This is a genomic window from Roseateles sp. YR242 (assembly GCF_900109745.1).
In the GTDB taxonomy this organism is placed as follows: domain Bacteria; phylum Pseudomonadota; class Gammaproteobacteria; order Burkholderiales; family Burkholderiaceae_C; genus Roseateles.
Genome location: NZ_FOAV01000018.1, coordinates 23,368 through 41,645 on the forward strand (window position 1 = coordinate 23,368; position 18,278 = coordinate 41,645).

At 66.7% G+C, this 18,278-nt stretch carries 13 protein-coding genes; 6 read left to right on the plus strand and 7 right to left on the minus strand.

Going from position 1 to position 18,278, the window contains the following annotated elements; translation table 11 throughout:
• Nucleotide 1: 1 nt before the first annotated feature.
• The 4 genes from BMY53_RS22995 to BMY53_RS23010 all read right to left on the minus strand — a co-directional run bounded on the left by BMY53_RS22995 (nucleotide 2) and on the right by BMY53_RS23010 (nucleotide 8,655).
• On the minus strand, nucleotides 2–2,446 hold the full coding sequence (locus tag BMY53_RS22995; protein ID WP_092949101.1) for an ATP-binding protein: 2,445 nt from the start codon (nucleotides 2,444–2,446) through the stop codon (nucleotides 2–4).
• Nucleotides 2,447–2,685: 239 nt separating this feature from the next.
• Complete coding sequence (locus BMY53_RS26560) at nucleotides 2,686–5,682, minus strand: ATP-binding protein (protein ID WP_177201009.1); 2,997 nt, start codon at nucleotides 5,680–5,682, stop codon at nucleotides 2,686–2,688.
• Entirely contained in the window at nucleotides 5,672–7,843 is a 2,172-nt protein-coding gene (locus BMY53_RS23005; RefSeq protein WP_092949105.1) for a TonB-dependent receptor, read from the minus strand. The genes BMY53_RS26560 and BMY53_RS23005 overlap by 11 nt, the downstream gene beginning before the upstream one ends.
• Before the next feature lie 131 nt (nucleotides 7,844–7,974).
• Complete coding sequence (locus tag BMY53_RS23010; protein ID WP_092949107.1) at nucleotides 7,975–8,655, minus strand: LuxR C-terminal-related transcriptional regulator; 681 nt, start codon at nucleotides 8,653–8,655, stop codon at nucleotides 7,975–7,977.
• 251 nt (nucleotides 8,656–8,906) lie between these two features.
• On the opposite strand from BMY53_RS23010, the gene BMY53_RS23015 reads away from it, so the two are divergent.
• The 4 genes from BMY53_RS23015 to BMY53_RS23030 all read left to right on the plus strand — a co-directional run bounded on the left by BMY53_RS23015 (nucleotide 8,907) and on the right by BMY53_RS23030 (nucleotide 13,271).
• Nucleotides 8,907–9,839 carry an alpha/beta fold hydrolase gene (locus tag BMY53_RS23015; RefSeq protein ID WP_092949109.1) on the plus strand — a complete coding sequence of 311 codons (933 nt, stop codon included), beginning with the start codon at nucleotides 8,907–8,909 and terminating at the stop codon, nucleotides 9,837–9,839.
• 81 nt (nucleotides 9,840–9,920) lie between these two features.
• A complete protein-coding gene (locus tag BMY53_RS23020) occupies nucleotides 9,921–11,147 on the plus strand; it encodes an MFS transporter (protein WP_092949111.1) in 1,227 nt (408 codons plus the stop codon).
• Nucleotides 11,148–11,178: 31 nt separating this feature from the next.
• Nucleotides 11,179–12,483 carry a hypothetical protein gene (locus tag BMY53_RS23025; RefSeq protein WP_255370345.1) on the plus strand — a complete coding sequence of 435 codons (1,305 nt, stop codon included), beginning with the start codon at nucleotides 11,179–11,181 and terminating at the stop codon, nucleotides 12,481–12,483.
• Nucleotides 12,480–13,271, plus strand: a complete 792-nt coding sequence (locus BMY53_RS23030; protein ID WP_143074201.1) for a hypothetical protein — start codon at nucleotides 12,480–12,482, stop codon at nucleotides 13,269–13,271. Before BMY53_RS23025 ends, BMY53_RS23030 begins: the two co-directional genes overlap by 4 nt.
• A gap of 33 nt (nucleotides 13,272–13,304) precedes the next feature.
• Here BMY53_RS23030 and BMY53_RS23035 read toward each other — a convergent pair whose 3' ends face one another.
• Entirely contained in the window at nucleotides 13,305–14,096 is a 792-nt protein-coding gene (locus tag BMY53_RS23035) for an SDR family NAD(P)-dependent oxidoreductase (RefSeq protein WP_092949115.1), read from the minus strand.
• Nucleotides 14,097–14,214: 118 nt separating this feature from the next.
• Nucleotides 14,215–15,183, minus strand: a complete 969-nt coding sequence (locus tag BMY53_RS23040; RefSeq protein WP_092949117.1) for an acyltransferase family protein — start codon at nucleotides 15,181–15,183, stop codon at nucleotides 14,215–14,217.
• Nucleotides 15,184–15,406: 223 nt separating this feature from the next.
• Between BMY53_RS23040 and BMY53_RS23045 the strand changes: the two genes are divergently transcribed.
• Entirely contained in the window at nucleotides 15,407–15,958 is a 552-nt protein-coding gene (locus BMY53_RS23045; RefSeq protein WP_092949119.1) for a hypothetical protein, read from the plus strand.
• Nucleotides 15,959–15,965: 7 nt separating this feature from the next.
• Here the strand turns inward: BMY53_RS23045 and BMY53_RS23050 are convergent, their stop codons facing one another.
• The gene (locus BMY53_RS23050; protein ID WP_092949121.1) at nucleotides 15,966–17,165 is read right to left on the minus strand and encodes an MFS transporter; all 1,200 of its coding nucleotides are present in this window, start codon (nucleotides 17,163–17,165) and stop codon (nucleotides 15,966–15,968) included.
• 138 nt (nucleotides 17,166–17,303) lie between these two features.
• Between BMY53_RS23050 and BMY53_RS23055 the strand changes: the two genes are divergently transcribed.
• Nucleotides 17,304–18,248 carry a LysR family transcriptional regulator gene (locus tag BMY53_RS23055; RefSeq protein ID WP_092949123.1) on the plus strand — a complete coding sequence of 315 codons (945 nt, stop codon included), beginning with the start codon at nucleotides 17,304–17,306 and terminating at the stop codon, nucleotides 18,246–18,248.
• Nucleotides 18,249–18,278: the final 30 nt, after the last annotated feature.

An 18,278-nucleotide genomic window follows, 5' to 3' on the forward strand; every position in this document is an offset into this window, starting at 1 on the left:
TTCAACTCGCGTCCAGCAACTGACGGGCCACGCGCAGATCCTGCGTGCCGAAACCTTCGCTGAACCGGTCGTAGACCGCGCTTAGCTGGTGCAGGCCCGGCTTGGGGTCACCCCATTGCCGCGACAGCCGCGCCACGCTGATCGCCGTCCGCAACTCCCATCCCAAAGCCCCCTGCGTGCGAGCCAGGCTCAGCGACTGCGCCAGCAACGCCGTGGCCACGGGCCGGGCTTCCGGACCGTTGTCGGTAGCCACATGCTCGGCCCTCAGGCGAATGACTTCGGGCGCACACCAGCCGACCGCACCCGTCTGTGCGCGCAACAGGGTGTCGTCACAGAGGCTGTCCGGCTGGAAGGTGGCGAGATGGTCGCGGTACTTGGTCTGCTCCTCATTGGGCAGGGTTTTCAGCGCCTCGGTGTGGGCGGGCAGGTCGGCGCCGCCGGCATCCAGCACCACTTCGATGAGACGTGCCCAGGCCATGTAGTACTGGAATTCGTAGCGGGTGGAATGTTCCAGCAGCTGTGCCGCCCACGCGGCGCAGGCATCCTTGCGCCCGGACCACAAGGCCACGGGAATGGCGCCGATGGCCAGCGTCTGGCAGATGGAGGGGGGCGCGTCCTGCTCTGCAAAAGCCAGGCATTCCTCCACGGTGCGCCAGGCCAGGCCAGGGCGCCCTTCCATCCAGTGCAGGCGTGCCAGCAGGATGCGCATCGACACTTCCAGGCTGACCGGCGACGGCGTGTAGGACAGCGGAATGCGCCTGTCCGCCTGCGCCAGCACGCTGGTGGCCAGCTTGCGGGCGGCCGCGTGCTCGCCCAGAAAATGCAATGACTGCGCGCGCGTGCGCCGCGCCGTCACGTCCACCACCCAATCCATGTCGGACAGCTGCCGAATGTCGTTCGACCGTTTCAGAGACTCCCGGTAGTTGCCCAGCTGAAAACTGTTGGCCCACAGCGCGACGCGTGCCCCGAGCAGGGTCGCCGCCGAAGCATCGAAGGTATTGATCGTCAGCGCCTTGGTCAGCGTGGCGATGTGATTGGGGTCATCGCTCAGTGCCTTCAACTGGCCAAAGGCCGGGAAGGTGTGGATGCGCACGGCCAGATCGGGCCGGGGTGGATCCAGCAGCGAGACCTCCCGCAGGGCACGGCGTGCAAAGGCATCGAAGCCGGCGAACAGACCGGTCTGTTCGGCCAGTTGCAGCACGGCCACTGTCAGCTCGGTTCCCAGCAACACATCGCCGCTGTCTGAGAACGCCCAACCCAGCGCGTGGCGCACATCCTCGATCCAGACACCGTAGGTGCGGCGCCACTCGGCCTTGCCCATCGAGTTCCACTGCTGTTCGGCCACCGCCAGCAAGCGGATCAGCACGTCCGCGTGGCGGGTGCGCGCCGCACGGTATTCCGTCGCATCGGCCTGGGCCAACTGTTCGCCCGCATAAGCCCGCGTCAGGTCGGGCATGCGGTAGACCGTCTGGTCGCCGATCTGCAGCGTCATCAGCAGCGATTTGTCGGTCAGGCTCAGGACATCGTCCATCGCCTGGGCGCGAGGCCCGCCGGCCGCCGCCACGGCCGTCTCCAGATCGAAACTGCCGCGCAGGCAGGACAACGCACGGAAAGCGCGCTGCTCATCGCCCTGCAGCAGCCGGTAGCTCCAGTCGAGCACGGCCTCCAGCGAGCTGTGCCGGTTCGACGTGCCGTCAGCCGCCAGGCTCAACAATTCCGGCTCCAGCCGCGCGGCCACCCGCTCCAGGCCCAGCTGGCTGGCATGCGACGCCACCAGCGTGATGCCCAGCGGGCTCCCGTCCAGGCGGGCACAAAGGGCGGTCGCCTGGGCCAGATTCTCCGGTGTGGCCGCGAAGGCCGGGTCTCGCGACTGGGCAACGTTGAAGAACAGCTGCACCGCCGGATAGGTCATCGCCAGCCATGGGGGCAGGGCGGCTGCCGAGGGTGGCGAGGTCAGCGGTGCCAGACGGTGCACCCATTCGTCCCGGGCTCGCAGGGGCTCGCGGCTGGTCGCCAGGATCAGCACTTCGGGGACCGAGGCCAGCAGGTCCTCCACCAGCGTGGCGGCTGCCTCGATGACCGTCTCGCAGCTGTCCAGCACCAGCAGCATCTGCTGGCCCGCCAGCCGCTGGCGCAGCGCCGCGGGCGACACGCCGCGCGAACCGTCCATGCCCAGCACCAGGCCCAGCTCGGCCTCCAGCGTCGCGCCGCTGCCCAGCCGGGCCAGGTCCAGCAGATAGACGCCGCCCGTGAGGGTGTCGGACAAGCGGCGAGCCACCGCCACCGCCAAGGTGGTCTTGCCCAGGCCGCCCGCGCCCACGATGGACAGCAGCCGCTGCTCGGCCAACTGGGCCGCGAGCTTCCTGGCCACTTCGTCGCGACCGACAAAATGGCGCGGCAACTCCGGCAGTGCGGTGTGCGCCAGGGTGCGAGGCTCTCCGCGCATGACGTCGCGCTCCACGTCGCGCCCCAAGTCGTGCCCCAAGTCGTGCCCTACGTCGCCGTGCGGGTCGCGATCCCAATCGCGCCTCCCGTCGGGCATCAAGCCCTGGTCACCAGGCATCGGGCTCGGCCCCGCGCTTGTCCCCGCGCTCGGCCCCGCGCTGTCGGCGGCCCGGGGCGGTGGAGCCACTTCACCGATGTCACCCGGCTGGCGCGGCCGACCTGGTGGGCTGAGCGGCTTGGTCATGAACAGTCCTTCAACATCATCCGTGCCGTCACCAAGTCGGGGATCTCGCTGCCATCGTCGAGCTTCGACAGAAGTTGGCCCACAGTGGCCAATGCGGATGCGGATGCGGATGCGGATGCGGATGCGGATACAGATGCGGGTGCGGGCGCGGATGCGGTCACGAGCTCCCCATCCCTGGCCAAGGCTGCCAGGGCCAGCGCAATGCGCAGCATCCAGAATTTGGCGCCCTGTTGTTCGGCGAGCTTCATGGCCTGGTCCAGTCGCATCAGGGCCGCGCCTGGCTCAGGTGCCTGGCGCAGCTCGTCAAGCGCCACCAGCCGCATGACCTCGGGTGCACACCACCCCACAGCCCCTTGCTCGACGCGCGCCTGCGTATATGCCGGTGGGCAGGTCGAGCGCAAGGTGGCCATCATGTCGCCCAGCGGCGGGCAGCGCGCCATGGCCAGGTCCACCGGGCAGCCCGGGGAGATGGCGTCGCCAGCCACTACGCAACGGAAGGCCTGCGCATGGGCCAGCCAGTAGGCCAGGCTCTTGCGTTCGGAGAGCTCCCGGAGTTCGTGGGTCCATGAGTCCGCCAGCGCCCGGTCGCCGCGCCAGATCGCCATCGGGATGGCCGCCGTGCCCAGCACCTGGCAGCGCGCGAAGACATGGGCGTCCTTGCTGCCGTCGAGGGCCTGCGTCAGCATCTGCCAGGCGGTGACGAAGTTGCCTCGCAGCCAGTGGATGCGCGCCAGCTGGATGCGCATGGAGACACCAAAAGGCACCTCGCTGAGGAACTGGCGGCCCACGCGAGCGCCGTTGAAGCCGATGACCCGCCAGGCCAGGTGTTCCGCCGCGTTGTGGTCCCCCATCGAATGCAGACACAGTGCGCAGACGCGGTCCGAGATCGCGATCGCCAGCGGTTCGAACCGACCTTTGGCGAGGCTGCGGATCTCTTCGCACGACGCCAGCGACATCTGGTAATTGCCTTGGCCGTAAGCGCTGGTGCTCATGCCGAAAAGCGCTTCGATCCGTTCGTCGTCGGAGCCCAGAGTCTGCAGCAACTGGCGCGTACGCGAGAAGACATCGGCGTATTGCTGGCTGCCCTGGGGCACGTAGCCCAGCATGAAATTGGCGGCCACCCGCAGCGGCAGTTCCAACTGCGCCTTGTCCGATCCGGCGCGGTCGACCTTGCTCAAGGCCGTTTCCAGGTGGTGCAGGTATTCGTCCACCAGGCCAACATCGCAGTAGGTGCGCTTGGCGGCGGCGGTGAGCCGCAGGCCCAGCGCGAGGTCGTGTTCCTCGATCAAGGTCCATTCGATCGCGGCCCGTACATCCGGGATGGTGGAGCCCAATGCCGGTGACCAGTGATATTGCGACATGGCCGCCTCTGCATCGCGCGCGCGCAGCAGGCCTTCGGTGACGAGCGTGGCATGGCGGCGATGGACCTCGGCCGCATCCGCGCTGTCGGCGAGTTTCTTCTCCGCATACAGGCGTGTGATGTAGAGCAGGCGATGCAGCCGCAGGTCTCCGTCGGTGGCTTCCAGCACGATCAGCGACTTGGCACACAGGCTCAGCACGCCTTCAATGACCTGACGCCGGGTCAGTTCGTCGCCGGAGGCGACCGCTACCGCGCCGTCCAGGTCAAAGGCTCCACGGAATACGGAGAGCCGCTGCAGCACCTGTTGCTCGCTGTCGCTGAGCAGGTCGTAGCTCCAGTCCATCACCGCGAGCAGTGTCCGGTGGCGGGAGAGTGCGGTGCGTCGCCCCCGGGTCAGCAGCTCAAAGGCGCTTTCCAGGCGCTGCAGCAGCCCCTGCACGCCAAGGCTGTCCACGCGTGCTGCGGCCAGCTCGATGGCCAAGGGAATGCCGTCCAGGAAGCCGCAGAGCTGACGGACCGCCGGCGCGTGGGTCTCCGTCATCGTGAAGGCGGCGCAGGTGGCCTGGGCACGCTCCACAAAGAGCTGGATCGCCGGGTAGGCAAGCAGATCGTCCGTGTCCAGCGACTCATCTGGCGCAGGCAGGGCCAGTGGCGGGAGCTTGAATACCCATTCCGCCTCCACCTCCAGCGGTTCGCGGCTGGTCGCCAGGAAGTTCACCCCCGGGCATACGCGCATCAGCCGGTCGACCACCCTGGCCACGGCGTCGATGACTTGCTCGCAGTTGTCCAGCACAAACAGCAGATGCCGGCTTCGCAGCGCGGCTTCCAGCATGGCGTGTGGATCACCCGCCGACACGACGGCGCCGACCGCCTGCCCCAACTCGGCGGCCACCAGGGTCGGATCTGACAAGCCGGACAGGTCCACCAGGTGGACACCATCCGCATACTGCGGCCGCAGGCCGTCGGCCACCGAGAGGGCCACCGTCGTCTTGCCCATGCCTCCGGCGCCGACCACGGAGACGAGACGTTCCCGCGCCAACAGCCCGCCGATCTGGGCCATGACGTGCTCCCGGCCTATGGGGCGGGTCAGCCGGCTGGTGAGGCTGGCTGCAATGGATGCAGACGCGGGGACGTGGGAAGGCCCGGAGGGGGAGGGGAACGGCGCGTCCGCCGTGCTCGGCGGGAAGGGCGCGAACGACGTCAAGGGCGCAAGGGGAGCAAGTGGCGGGTGCGGTGGCTCCGGCCAGGCCCGCGAATGCGGCCCGCCTGCACGGGGCGGTGCCGCATGGACCTCCGCCACAAAGGCATAACCTCGCCCCGGCACATTGGTGATGTAGCGGACGCCCGCAATGCCATCGCCCAGTGCCTTGCGCAGCGCCGACATGTGCACGCGCAGGCTGGTTTCCTCCACCACCGTGCGTGGCCAAACGCGGGCCACCAGTTCTTCACGGCTGTACAGCCGGCCGGGCTGCTCCAGCAATACTTCAAGAAGTTGCAGGGCCCGGCTGCCCACCCGCAGCGGCTGGTGCCCGTTGCTGATTTCCCGCCGCACCGGGTCGAACAGGAAGGGGCCGAACTGAAGCGCCGACGACACAGCGTGGGTGGGCGTCCCCAGGACCAGGCTAGAGGTCATACCGCAGGTTCGCCATGACGGTCCGCGGCGCGTTGTAGTAGGCCGCATCGATGCCCAGTGCCGGGATGCGGCTGCGGGCCAGCGCATAGGCGCGGTCGGTGGCGTTGCGTACCCGCAGTGAGGCCTGCCACCGGGAGCCGTCCGGCGCGTAGGTCAATGCGAAGTTGAGATAGGTCTGTCGCGGTGCACGCAGCGCAGCGGTGTTGGCAGCATCGATGAACTGCTGGTCGATGTACTGCAGCCAGGCGTCGGCCGTCACCAGCCCACCCGCCATGCTGCGGCGGCCCTTCAGTCCAAGCGCGACGCTCCAGCGGGGGGCGTAGGGCAGTGTGTGGCCGGTGAAGTCGCCGGCTGCGGCGCCACTGGGATTGAGGAAGCTGCGGAAGTTCGCGCGCAGCCACTCCACGGCACTGGTGATGCTCACGTCGGCCGTCAGGCCCTTCTCGGCCTCCAGGTCCACGCCATACGTGCGGGCGCTGGCGGCGTTCAGGAACACGGTGTCCGTCACCAACACGCCGTTGACGGTGGTGCCGCTCAGCGAGGCGAGGTAGTCCTTGTAGTCGTTGTAGAACGCAGCCGCATTGACGGTCAGCCGTTCCGGCGCGGTGCGCAGCTTGACGCCCGTTTCATAGGTGGTGACCTTCTCCGGGCGTGCCGCCACACCGGCGGAGATCAGTGACTCCGCCGCGCGATTGAAGCCCGCGAACTTCTCGCCGCGCGCCACGCTGGCATACAGGAAGGTCGTCGGCGAGGCGTTGAAATCCACGCCCACCCGCGGCAGCAGGCCGTGCTCGCTGGTGTGCAGCTGAGGGGCGTCGTAGACCTGCTGCGTGGGTACGAACTGGGCATTCGTTCGCCAGAAGGCGTTGGCGGCGTCTTGCCGGGTGTTGTAGCCGCGCAGGCCCAGCGTGGCCGAGAGCCGGTCGGTCAGGCGCAGGTGGCCCTGTGCATAAAGGCCCAGGTCCCGCGTCTCCTGATGGGTCAGGGCCTGGGTGTAGCCGGGTGCCGGCGCCGCTAGCGGGAAGGCCGTGACGTAGCGGTTGAAGTCGAAGCGGTCTCGCAGCAGCATGGCGCCGGCGACCAGGTCCAGGTCGGTGCCACGCCACACCATTTGCAATTCCTGGGAGAAGGTGCGTTGCCGCACCTGCTGCGAAATTTCGTAGCGCTCCACCTCCAGGCCGCTCCAGTCCGCCACCGTGGGGTCATCGGTGTAGCCCCGGTAGGCGGTGATGGAACGCAGCTTCATGCCGGCGCCCACGTCCCACTCGGCGGTGGCCGAGGCCCCGCCGGCCTTGCGCTTGAAGGCACCCGCATCGGACGCGTTGTAGGAAACCCGCGGTGCGGCGTTTTCGTGGTTGAGCGGATAGTTGGTGGTGTTGGTGTCGGAGCGGTCCAGCAAGCCATCCACCGCGAAGGTGATGTGTGCCGACGAGCCGGCGCGCACCTTCACCTTGGCGCGGAACTGCGTGGCATCCAGCTTGTTGATGTCTTCGTGCCGGGTGGCGTTGTAGCCAAAGCCGTCGTTGGCCCGGCGGGAGACGGCGAGCGAAGCGCTCAGGTCCGGGCTCAACTGCCCCGCAAACAGCCCGCGTGCCTCGCGCTGCCCGAGGTTGCCCAGGCCGGCACTGACCCAGGAGCCGGTGATCTGGTCGGGGTCAGCGGAGACGATCTTGACCGCCCCCGCCGTGGCGTTCTGGCCGTACAGCGTACCCTGAGGGCCGCGAAGCACCTCGTAGCGCACGACATCGGGCAGGTCCCACAGCGCGGTGGCGTAGCCGCGCAGCAATGGCACGTCGTCGACGTAGATGCCGACCGCCTGGGCCATGGCCGGCTGAGACACCCCCACGCCGCGCAGGCCCACGGTCTGCGGCATGTTGCTGTAGCCGTTGGGCACAGCCATGCCGGCGACGATGCCGACCAGGTCGTTGAGCTGGAACAGGCCCTTTTTCTCGATGTCTTCCTGCGAGACCACGGCCACCGACACCGGCGCCTTGTCGGCCGGGCCCGGGATCCGTTCAGCGGTGACGATCACTGGCGGCAGTGTGTTGTCTGCCTCGGCCCGGACGGCCAGCGGGCTGGCGGCCAGCGCCACGGGCACCAGCACAAGAACGGTGCGATGCTCCCGACGAACCCCGCGGGCCTTGCCCCCCGACACCAACATGCGAACCTTTCTCCACGCTACAAAACGTGCGCGGACGAATCATCGATGGGACGCAGCCCGCTGGGCGTGAATCGGCGTGAATCTTCGAGAAAGCGCAGGCAAAGCGCCAGGCAGGTCGCGAATTCCCCGCCTCAGGCCATCGCCCAGCGCCTGCGATGGCGCGGCGGCGCCAGGTTCTCCACCCAGGCATCCAGCAGGCCGCGACGGTTGGCAATGTCTGCCGCGGCCGTACGTGTCGGCGCGTCGAGCTTGCCCAGCAGTGATTTGACGTGGGTCTTGACTGTGCCAGCGGCGATGTTGAGCTCGGCAGCAATGGCCTTGTTGCACAAGCCGGTGGCCATCAGGCGCAGCACATCGATCTCCCTCGGCGTGGGCAGGTCCTGCGCCACCGTATCTGCCAGCCGCTGCACCACCCGACCCTCCAGGTAACGTTGGCCGCGCGCCAGGGCCAGCACGGCGTCCACCAGGTGCTCCGGCTGGCAGGCCTGGGTCAGGTAGCCCTTCACGCCGCACTCCAGGGCACTGCGGATGCTCAGTTCACCGTCCGAGTGGGACAGCACCAGGACCTCCGGCGTGGGCCCATTCCGGCGCAGCCGCCCGTCGCGCCCTTGCATCGCGGTGGCGATGCCGAATGACAGGTCGGTGATGACCACCTGGAACGGCGGCGACTCATACCCATACAGACCGAGGTCGCCAGGGCGCTGCTCGACGACGTCGAAGCGGCTGTCCACCCCCAGGGTGGCGGCGATACCCCGGCGGACCAGTGGTTCGGCATGGCACACAAGCACACGCGTTGCGGTGGGCATCAGCATGGTGTTCTCTCCTGGGGCAGGGGCATGGACGGCAAGGACGTGGGGCAGCAAGGACGTAGGTCGGCAGGGATGTCTGGCGGCAGGGCCATCTTGGACGCTGGCGGTTGGCTGCGCCAGTGAAGCGGCGTGAAGCCGCGTGAACCTGCCTGCATGAGGAATCGCGGTAATTCACTCGCGTTGCACGCCGGCATCCATCAAGCTCCAGTCCGTTCCCCTTTTCCGTTTTCCAACGACCTCAACCCGGAGACGTCATGTCCAAGTCCACTTCGCACCTGCTCGGTGCCGTGCTGCTGAGCGCCGCAGCGCTGATGGCTGCGCCGATTGCATCGGCCGAGCCGAAACCCTATCCCGCCAGCTTCAAGCTGCAGGACATCGCCACCAACGGCACGACGCTGCATGTGCGTGTTGGCGGCACCGGTCCCGCCGTGGTGCTCATTCACGGTTTTGGCGATACCGGCGACATGTGGACGCCACTGGCCATCGAGCTGGCCAAGGACCACCGCGTGGTGGTGCCCGACCTGCGCGGGATGGGCCTTTCGGCCAAGCCTGAAGACGGCTTCGAGAAGAAGAACCAGGCCAAGGACATCCGTGGTGTTCTGGAAAAACTGGGCATCGACCAGGCGGACATCGTGGGGCACGACATCGGCGTCATGGTCGCTTACGCGTATGCCGCGGCCTATCCGACAAAGACCACCAAGCTCGTCGTGATGGATGCACCGCCCCCCGGTATCCCGCCGTGGGATGAAGTGGTGCGCAACCCGCTGCTCTGGCACTTCGACTTCTATGGCAAGGACGCCCTGCGCCTGGTGCAAGGGCGTGAGCGCATCTTCCTGGACCGCTTCTACAACGACTTCGGCGGCGACCCGTCCAAGATCGACGAAGGCACGCGCAACCATTACGCCAGGCTCTATGCCCGGCCGGGCGCCATGAAGGGCGCGCTGTCCCAATTCCATGCCTTCCGGCAGGACGCCAAGGACAACCTGGAATCGATGAAGACCAAGCTCACCATGCCGGTGCTGGCCATTGGTGGCGAGAAGTCCTTCGGCCCGCTTGAAGCGGTGGCCATGCGCAACGCAGCAACGAACGTGACCGAACTGGTCATCCCACGCTCGGGCCACTGGCTGATGGAAGAGGAGCCTGAGGCCACCACCAAGGGCATCAAGGACTTCCTGGCCGCCAAGTAAGCGATCGAGTCAGCGATCGATTCAGCGATCAAGTCCGCCATCAGGTCAGCCGTCCGGTCAGCCGCCATAAGGGAGACCCCTATGCATGATCCATCCACTCCACCGAGACCGCGTCCGTCATGGGCCGTCTATGCGCTGACGATAGGCGCCTTCGGCATCGGTACGACGGAATTCGTCATCATGGGGCTGCTGCTCCAACTGGCGGCCGACCTGCATGTGACGGTGCCCACCGCAGGCCTGCTGATCTCCGGCTACGCGCTGGGCGTCTTCGTGGGCGCACCGCTGCTGACCGCGCTGCTCGGCAGCGTGCCACGCAAGACGGCACTGCTGGCGCTGATGGTTATCTTCACCCTCGGTAACCTGGCGTGCGCGCTGGCACCCAACTACACGGTGCTGATGATCGCCCGTGTCATGACGTCTCTGGCGCACGGCACCTTCTTTGGTGTGGGTGCGGTGGTCGCCACCAGCGTGGTGCCGGCCGACCGCAAGGCCGCCGCGTTATCCACCATGTTCACCGGGCTCACGGTGGCGACGTTGCTGGGGGTGCCGGCGGGCTCCTGGCTGGGTCTGCACTTCGGATGGCGCTCGACCTTCTGGGCGGTGTGTGTGATTGGATTGATCGCCATGGCCGTCATTGCGTTGTTCGTGTCGGCACGCGAAGCCGGCTGTGGCAGCCGTGTGTCGCTGCGTGAGGAACTGGGGGTGCTGCGTCTTGTCCATGTGTTGCTCGGCCTCACTGCGACCGTGTTCGGATTCGCCGGAGTGTTTGCCGTGTTCACCTATGTGCAGCCCCTGCTGACCCAGGTCTCGGGCTTCGACGAAGCCAGCGTGTCCGTGATCCTGCTCGTGTTCGGCGTGGGCATGATCCTCGGCAACCTCGTTGGCGGGCGGCTGACTGACCGTGCCCCGGTCCGGATGTTGCTCGGTTCCCTGGTTGGCCTGGCGGTGGTGCTGCTGCTCATGGGTTTCGCCATGGGGCACCGCGTGTCGGCCGTGCTGTTTGTTGGTCTGCTCGGCGCTGGCGCCTTCGCCACCGTAGCGCCCTTGCAGCTTCGTGTGCTGAACCAGGCACACGGCACCGGCCAGAGCATGGCGTCCAGTCTCAACATCGCCGCCTTCAATCTGGGCAATGCATTGGGCGCCTGGCTGGGCGGCGTGGTGATTGATCACGGCCCCGGCCTGGCGCGTCTGCCCTGGGCGGCGGCCGTCACCACGCTGTGCGGACTGGCCGTGGCAGCCTGCAGCGTCTGGCTTGAGCGCCGGGCCCATCCGTCGATGACGCCTGCGCAAAGCGCCATGGCGTCGTAGCGCGATTCGTACCACCTGAAAGCGAAATTCCATGTTCAAGCTGATGAAGCGTCTCGACGCACCCGACACCCTCCCACCTCAGCGGTCATCGACCGGAAGCGGCCGGTACCGCAGGGCGCTGCAACTCTTGCTGTTGTCGCTGGGGCTGCATGCGGCGCCGGGGCTATGCGCGCCGGTGCAGTCTGCGGGAAAGCTGACCTTTGTAGACGCGAACACCATGGTCGTGGCCGACTGGCGCGGCGGTCAACTGCACGCCCTCACGCTGCCCGCAGTGGCGCCCGGCGCACCGGGTGCCTTCAATCTGAAGGACGTGTCGGCCGCCATTGCGCGCACGCTGCACACGAGCCCCGAGAAGCTGCGCTTCCAGGACATGGCGGTCCGGCCAGGTAGCGAGGTGGCCTACATCGCGCTGTCGGTCGAAGGGAGGACCGCCGGCGCGGCCCCGATCCCAGCGCTGGTCTCCGTCAACGCCGCCGGCCAGGTGGGCGTGGTGAACCTGGGCCAGGCCGCCCGAAAATCGGTGGCCATCGGCAACCTGCCATCCCCGGACAAGCATCTCTGGCGCGAAACACCGGCGGCCAGCTTCACCGTCACCGACATGAAGTACCACGACGGCAAGCTCTATGTCGCCGGGTTGTCCAACGCCAGCTTCGCGTCCACGCTGCGTGTGTTTGACTTCCCCTTCCAGGGCCAGGCGGCCGTCAGCAGCATCGAGATGTACCACCCGGTGCACAACCAGGTCGAGACCCGGGCACCCATCCGCAAGATGGTGATTACAGAGCTGAACGGCGAGCCGACCCTGGTGGCCGCATTCACTTGTTCTCCGCTGGTCACGATTCCGCTCAAGGACTTGAAGGACGGCGCTCACCTCGCGGCCAAGACGGTCGCCGAGTTCGGCTGGGGCAGTGCCCCGGTGGGCATGGTGATGTTCGATGCCGGCCAGGGGCCCATGGTGCTCCTGACCCACTCCCACAAGTCTGCCGACCTGATGTCCGTCACCGACATCGCGGGTGCATCGACGCAGCCAGGACTGTCTACACCGATCAAGTGGCCGTCCGAGCCCACCTTGGGACTGAAGTCCACCTACATCCCCATCCACGTTGCGCAGATTGACAACCAGGATGCCAACTTCCTCGTGGCGCTTCGCCGCAATGAAGCCAGCGGGGCCATGGAGTTGGTCTCGTTGCGCAAGGGCCTGTTCCTGCGCCTGAGCGACTTCGTCAACGAGTACGACTTCGCCGATTTCAAGTACGAGCCCAATGACCACTGGCGCGACGTGCATCGCATGCTGCGCACCGACGAAGGCTACGCCGACCTGGCGCCTGCGAAGCCATGATGAGCGCCCTGCGGCTGGTGATGGTGATGGCCCTGGCGGGGCTGCCAACAGCATGGGCCGCGTCGGTCGATATTCATCCGGCAGGGCCGACGGTCCCGGAGAACCTGCTCAGGATCGAGCTGCGCTTTTCGCAACCTCAACACCTGCCCTTCGACACGCGGCGCCTGACGCTGCTCGATGAAAGCGGCGTGGAGATCCGGAACGCCGTGCTGGACCTGGCCCTGCCAAGCCCGGACGGCCGTCGCATCACCGTGCTGATGGATCCGGGGCGTGTGAAACGCGGCGTCGGCCCCAACCTGGACGCGGGACGGGCTTTGACGCCGGGGCGGAGGGTCAGCCTGCGGGTGGCTGACGCGGGCCTGCGCGGGCCGGCTGTCGTCAAGCAATGGGAAGTGTCGGCGGCCAACGAGCGCCCGCTCGACGTTGCGGCCTGGACGCTGCACGCACCACGAGCCCACAGCCAGGGCACATTGGTCTTGAACCTGCACGCGCCGATCAGTTCGACGGCCGAGGCCTTGATCGCCGTGGTGGATGGTGACGGCCGTCGCATCCCCGGGAGGGGGATATTGGCAGGGGATGATGCGGTCTGGCGCTTCACGCCTTCGCAGCCGTGGAAATCGGCGCCGTATGCGGTTGTCACGCATCCCGACCTGGAAGATGCCGCGGGCAACAGGGCTTGTGCCGCCTTCGAGCAGATGCGCGGTAGCGTGGTGGCCTGCGACACCGGCGTCCGGATGAACTTCTCACCGGCGGGCGCGAGCCGACCTCCCGGTGGCCCGCGCCCATAAAGAGGGACTGCGCTTGCAGTCCCTCTGGGTTCGTCAGAACGCGCTCTTCACCACGCCGCCGTCCACACGCAGCGCGGCACCGGTCGTGGCTGACGCGAGCGGGCTCACCACATAGGCCACCAGCGAGGCCACCTCCTGCGGGGTGCCGAAGCGCTTGATCAACGAGGTCGGACGCACGTGGTCGAAGAACTCGGCCTCAACCTGCTCGAAGCTCTTGTCGCTGGCCTTCGCCAGGCCGTCCACGAAGTCGCCCACGCCGCGCGACTTGGTGGGGCCGGGCAGGACGCTGTTGACCGTGATGCCGGTGCCGGCGACGGATTCCGCCAAACCACGCGACACAGCGAGCTGTGCGGTCTTGGTCATGCCGTAATGGATCATCTCGGTCGGGATCTGTACCGCGCTTTCGCTGGAGATGAAGATGATGCGTCCCCAGTTGGCGCGCTTCATCTCGGGCAACACCAGCCGTGCCAGGCGGACGCCGCTCAGCACGTTGACGTCGAAGAACCGCAACCAGTCCTCGTCCGGGATCTCTTCGAACGGCTTGGCCTCGAAGATGCCGAGGTTGTTGACGAGGATGTTGATGCCGGGGTGGCGCCGCACCACTTCATCCGCCGCCTCGGCGGTGCTCAGGTCTGCTGCAAAGCCGAGCACGGTGCCCTGGGTCTCGGCGCGGATGCTGGCGACCGCTTCATCAACGGCGGCTTGTGTCCGGCCGTTGACGATGACGCTGGCGCCTTCCTGCGCCAGCGTACGTGCGATGGCATAGCCGATGCCAGCGGTGCTGCCGCTCACCAGGGCCAATTTGCCTTTGAGTTGAAGATCCATGTTGATGCTCCTTGATAGCTAGGACGAAAACCGTTCACTGTCACAAGAATCCCGGTCTGAAGCCTCTCCCAATTGATGGATTTTGGTCGCGGCTCGCGACGGGCGGGACTTTCTCGTTCTACTGACCATCCAGCCTGGCCTTGGCGCCTGGCAGCCAGCGCTCCAGCACAAGCAGGGCGCCTATGGACAGACCTGCCGCTGCGGCCCAGAGCGCATCGCTTCGCGATATGTCGAGGGCTCTGAGGGTCTCGATCATCAGGGGATGGAGCAGATAGATGCCAAGGGCCAGGCGCCTTCCCCAATCCGCCATCCGTTCCGCTGATGGCGACGATGGAAGGGCGAAGCCAGCGCCCATGGCGGCAACGCCGCAGAGCATCGCTCCCACCGGCATCTGGAGTTCAGTGGGCGCCCCAGCGCGTCGATAGAGCAGGTAGGCCTGCACCAGCCCCAGCAGCAGGCCGACCATGAGCAGGTGTGGCCATCTTCGTGAAAGTACATGGCTGGGAATGCTGGCCAGCTTGACGCCCAACCAGACCAAGCCGATGCCTCCCACGAAGCGGGAGACATACATCACCTCCCAGCTCACCCGTCTCAGCAGGGTCAGGGAATCCACCGCGCTGCAGACCATCAGCATGGCGGCGATCAACAGCCATGCCCACCGGGAGGCGAGCCACGCTGGAAGGAGGTAGACGACCAGCAGCGCGGCCAGCGCCGAGTGCAGGAACCACAAGGGGCCCCAGACACCCCGCGTGATGGTGGCGGAGGAGACGATGCGCTCCACGGCAGGCCCCAGCCCCACCATCAGCACCAGGGCCCCGGCGTAAATGACGTTCCAGACCACGACCAGCCGCCATACCCGCTGCAGGGCCGCACCGGCCGGCTGGCGCCATGAGGGCCTGATCCCGACGAAGTAGCCCATCACCACGAAGAAGAAGGGAACCACCCAGCGGCCGGCGGCCCTGCTGGTGGCCATCAACCAGTGAGGCCATTCCGGGAACGCACCGACATGTAGACCGACAACGAGCACGGCTCCCAGAATGCGGAGCGCATCGATGCCTGGTTGGCGAGCCGATCTGCTGACGTTCATACCGGTCCTGTCGTCGCGGTGATTGCGGCGCTGCGCGGATTCTCTGCGCGCGGCGATGGATCACCAACTTTTTCATCCGACCCCAAAGTACTAGTGCTACTGGCGGATTGAAGCTTTTCAAGCGCAGACCGAGACTGGCTTCGCTGCCAACAGAAGACGCTCTGATTCCAACGGAGCACCCACCTGTTGGCAACGACCTCCCACTCTCATTCAGGAATTCGCCATGTCCACTGTCATTCGCTCCGATCTGCTGCTGTCAACATCCGCCTTCAGCCATGTCATCGACGTTCCCATCGAACAGGTCGACATCGCCCAATGGCTGTTTGCGTTGCCCGACGCCGAATACCAGCGCTGCGCGCCGCCCGACCATATCGCCGCCGGCGCCACCTGGACCGATGATGGCCGGCGCATGTCCATCAACGTGGAGATGATCGGCACGGGTCTGGTGGTGCAGCATTACGTCGCCGAGGTGGCTGAGAAGACGTATTGCAAGATGGTGTCAACCTCCGACGTCTTCACGCCGCATGGTCGCACCAAGGTTCAGGTCATCTGGGAACTGAGCGCCAAGGCGGTGGATGGACAGCGCACTGAATACACCAACAAGGTCACCTCCCACCCCACGGAAGACTTCCTTGCCTTCCTGGAGAAGAACAGCATCAGCTTCGAACAGGCCGCGCGCGACCGTGATGCAGCCTCCGGCGATCACAACAGCCGCGAGACGCCGCTGTTCGCCGAAAGCATTGCGCGGTTGGCGCGGGGCCAGAAGAACATCTGAGCGGGCCTCACTGGGGCTGCGGGGCCAGCACGCCCCGGCGGGCTTGTTGCGACTGGGCCAGCACCAGCACAAAGCCCACCGCTGCCAGCGCAGCCCCGGCGATGGAGACGCTGGCATAACCCAGCCCGGCCTGCAGCACCACACCGCCCAGTGCAGCGCCCAGCGCATTGCCCAGATTGAAGGCGCCGATGTTCACGGAGGAGGCGAGGCCCGGCGCACCCGTGGCGCTGCGCATCACCCGCATCTGCACGGGCGGGACCACACCAAAGGCGGCAATTCCCCACACCAGCAAAGCCACGGCGGTGCCGATCTTCGACGCGGACAGCCACGGGAACGCGATCATCACCACCGCCAGCAGCAGCAGGAAGCCCATCAATGCGCCGTCCACCGACTTGTCGGCCAGCTTGCCGCCGAGCGTGTTGCCGATGGTGAAACCCACGCCGATCAGCACCAGCATCCCGGTGATGAAACCCGGCGAGGCCTGTGTAAGCGTCTCCAGCGACGGGTTGATATAGGTGTAGAGCGTGAACATCGCGGCGGCCCCCAACACCGTGGTGCTCAAGGCCATCAACACGGTGGGGCGGGTGAGCACCCGCAGTTCCGCACGAACGTTCGGGGCCGTGCCGGCACTGCCAGCGGGAAGCGCCAACCGCAGCGAGGTCATCGCCACCAGCCCCAGCACGGCAATGGCCGCAAAGGACTCACGCCATCCGATGGCCTGCCCCAGCCAAGTCGCGGCGGGCACCCCGCCCACGTTGGCGATCGTCAGCCCCATGAACATCGCTGCCACCGCACTGGCCTGCTTCTCTCGCGGCACCAGGCTGGCGGCCACCAGCGAACCCAGACCGAAGAACGCACCGTGGTTGAAGCTGGTGAGCACCCGGGCCATCAGCAGGCTGGCGTAGTTGGGCGCGAGCGCAGAAGCCAGGTTGCCCAGGGTGAAGATGGCCATCAGCACGATCAGGGCCTGACGGCGCGGCCAGCGCGACAGCAGCAGGGTCATGATGGGCGCGCCCACCATCACCCCGGTGGCGTAGGCGGACACCAGCATGCCGGCGGTGGGGATGGACACGCCGACCCCCTGTGCGATGGTGGGCAGCATGCCCATCGGGCCGAATTCGGTGGTGCCGATGCCAAAGGCGCCAACCGCGAGCGCCAGCAGCGGCCAGGTGGCGCTTTTCTGGGGAGTGGAGAGATCGGTGTTCATGGGGTATTTGCTGCCAATCTGGGCCGGAGCCCGGGCCGGCCCCCGGAATTCCGGGAGCCTCTGGGGTCGCATTGTCTGGCTTCATCTTTTGCAGATAAAGCGCTATAACCGACAAATACCTTTGCTCAAATTGGAAAAATGAAATTCACGCTGGAGGAGCTGGAAGTCTTTCTGGCTGTGGTGGACACCGGCTCCCTGACCGCTGCGGCGCTCCGGCTGGCGCAACCCGTGTCGTCCATCAGCCGCAGCCTTCGCCGGCTGGAAGAGGCGCTGCAGACCACGCTGCTGAGACGCACCACGCGGCGGCTGGACCTGACGGACGAGGGCTGCAGCTTCCTGAAGGACGCGCGCCAGATCATGGTGTCCGTCCAGGCGGCCGAGGAGCGGCTGCTGGTGCGCAAAGGGCAGCCGTCGGGGCCCCTCAGGGTGGATGCTGCCACCCCGTTCCTGCTGCACGTCCTGGCACCGCTGATGGAGGGGTATCGGAAGCGTTTTCCGCTGGTGGAGCTGGAGCTGAGCAGCAACGAGGGCTATGTGGACCTGCTGGAGCGGCGCATCGACCTGGCCATCCGCATTGGTCTGTTGAAGGATTCCACGCTGCACAGCCGGCTGTTGTGCCATTGCCGCCTGCGGCTGCTCGCCAGCCCGGCCTATATCGAACGCCATGGGCTGCCCCGCAACGTGGCGGCGTTGGCGCAGCATGTGCTGCTCGGGTTCAGCCAACCCGAGAGCCTGAACGCCTGGCCGGTGCGCCATGGGGACGCCCCGTCTTTCCAGATCCGGCCGGACATGGCGGCCAGCAGTGGCGAGGTTCTGCGGCAGTTGGCCCTGAACGGGCAGGGCATTGTCAGCCTGGCGGATTTCATGACGGAGGGCGACCGCGCCAGTGGTGCCCTGGTGGAGGTGCTGGCGGAGCACAACTCGGGGGCCACCCAGCCCATCCATGCCGTCTATTACGCCCACTCGGCGGTGTCGATGCGGGTGTCGTCATTTGTGGAGCACCTGCGAGAAGTGTCGGCCACCTGGCGTTGGGCCGTGAAGCCGTCTCGGCGTGGGCGTGCCAGTGGAGCTGACGGCGCCTGAGCCACGGCCGATCGGCTACGATCCGCGCCA

What these genes read in the sequence shown, in the direction of transcription:
- BMY53_RS22995 (WP_092949101.1), bottom strand. Translation starts at nt 2,446, where the DNA reads ATGCGCGGAGAGCCTCGCACCCTGGCGCACACCGCACTGCCGGAGTTG.
- BMY53_RS26560 (WP_177201009.1), bottom strand. Translation starts at nt 5,682, where the DNA reads ATGACCTCTAGCCTGGTCCTGGGGACGCCCACCCACGCTGTGTCGTCG.
- BMY53_RS23005 (WP_092949105.1), bottom strand. Translation starts at nt 7,843, where the DNA reads ATGTTGGTGTCGGGGGGCAAGGCCCGCGGGGTTCGTCGGGAGCATCGC.
- BMY53_RS23010 (WP_092949107.1), bottom strand. Translation starts at nt 8,655, where the DNA reads ATGCTGATGCCCACCGCAACGCGTGTGCTTGTGTGCCATGCCGAACCA.
- BMY53_RS23015 (WP_092949109.1), top strand. Translation starts at nt 8,907, where the DNA reads ATGTCCAAGTCCACTTCGCACCTGCTCGGTGCCGTGCTGCTGAGCGCC.
- BMY53_RS23020 (WP_092949111.1), top strand. Translation starts at nt 9,921, where the DNA reads ATGCATGATCCATCCACTCCACCGAGACCGCGTCCGTCATGGGCCGTC.
- BMY53_RS23025 (WP_255370345.1), top strand. Translation starts at nt 11,179, where the DNA reads ATGTTCAAGCTGATGAAGCGTCTCGACGCACCCGACACCCTCCCACCT.
- BMY53_RS23030 (WP_143074201.1), top strand. Translation starts at nt 12,480, where the DNA reads ATGATGAGCGCCCTGCGGCTGGTGATGGTGATGGCCCTGGCGGGGCTG.
- BMY53_RS23035 (WP_092949115.1), bottom strand. Translation starts at nt 14,096, where the DNA reads ATGGATCTTCAACTCAAAGGCAAATTGGCCCTGGTGAGCGGCAGCACC.
- BMY53_RS23040 (WP_092949117.1), bottom strand. Translation starts at nt 15,183, where the DNA reads ATGAACGTCAGCAGATCGGCTCGCCAACCAGGCATCGATGCGCTCCGC.
- BMY53_RS23045 (WP_092949119.1), top strand. Translation starts at nt 15,407, where the DNA reads ATGTCCACTGTCATTCGCTCCGATCTGCTGCTGTCAACATCCGCCTTC.
- BMY53_RS23050 (WP_092949121.1), bottom strand. Translation starts at nt 17,165, where the DNA reads ATGAACACCGATCTCTCCACTCCCCAGAAAAGCGCCACCTGGCCGCTG.
- BMY53_RS23055 (WP_092949123.1), top strand. Translation starts at nt 17,304, where the DNA reads ATGAAATTCACGCTGGAGGAGCTGGAAGTCTTTCTGGCTGTGGTGGAC.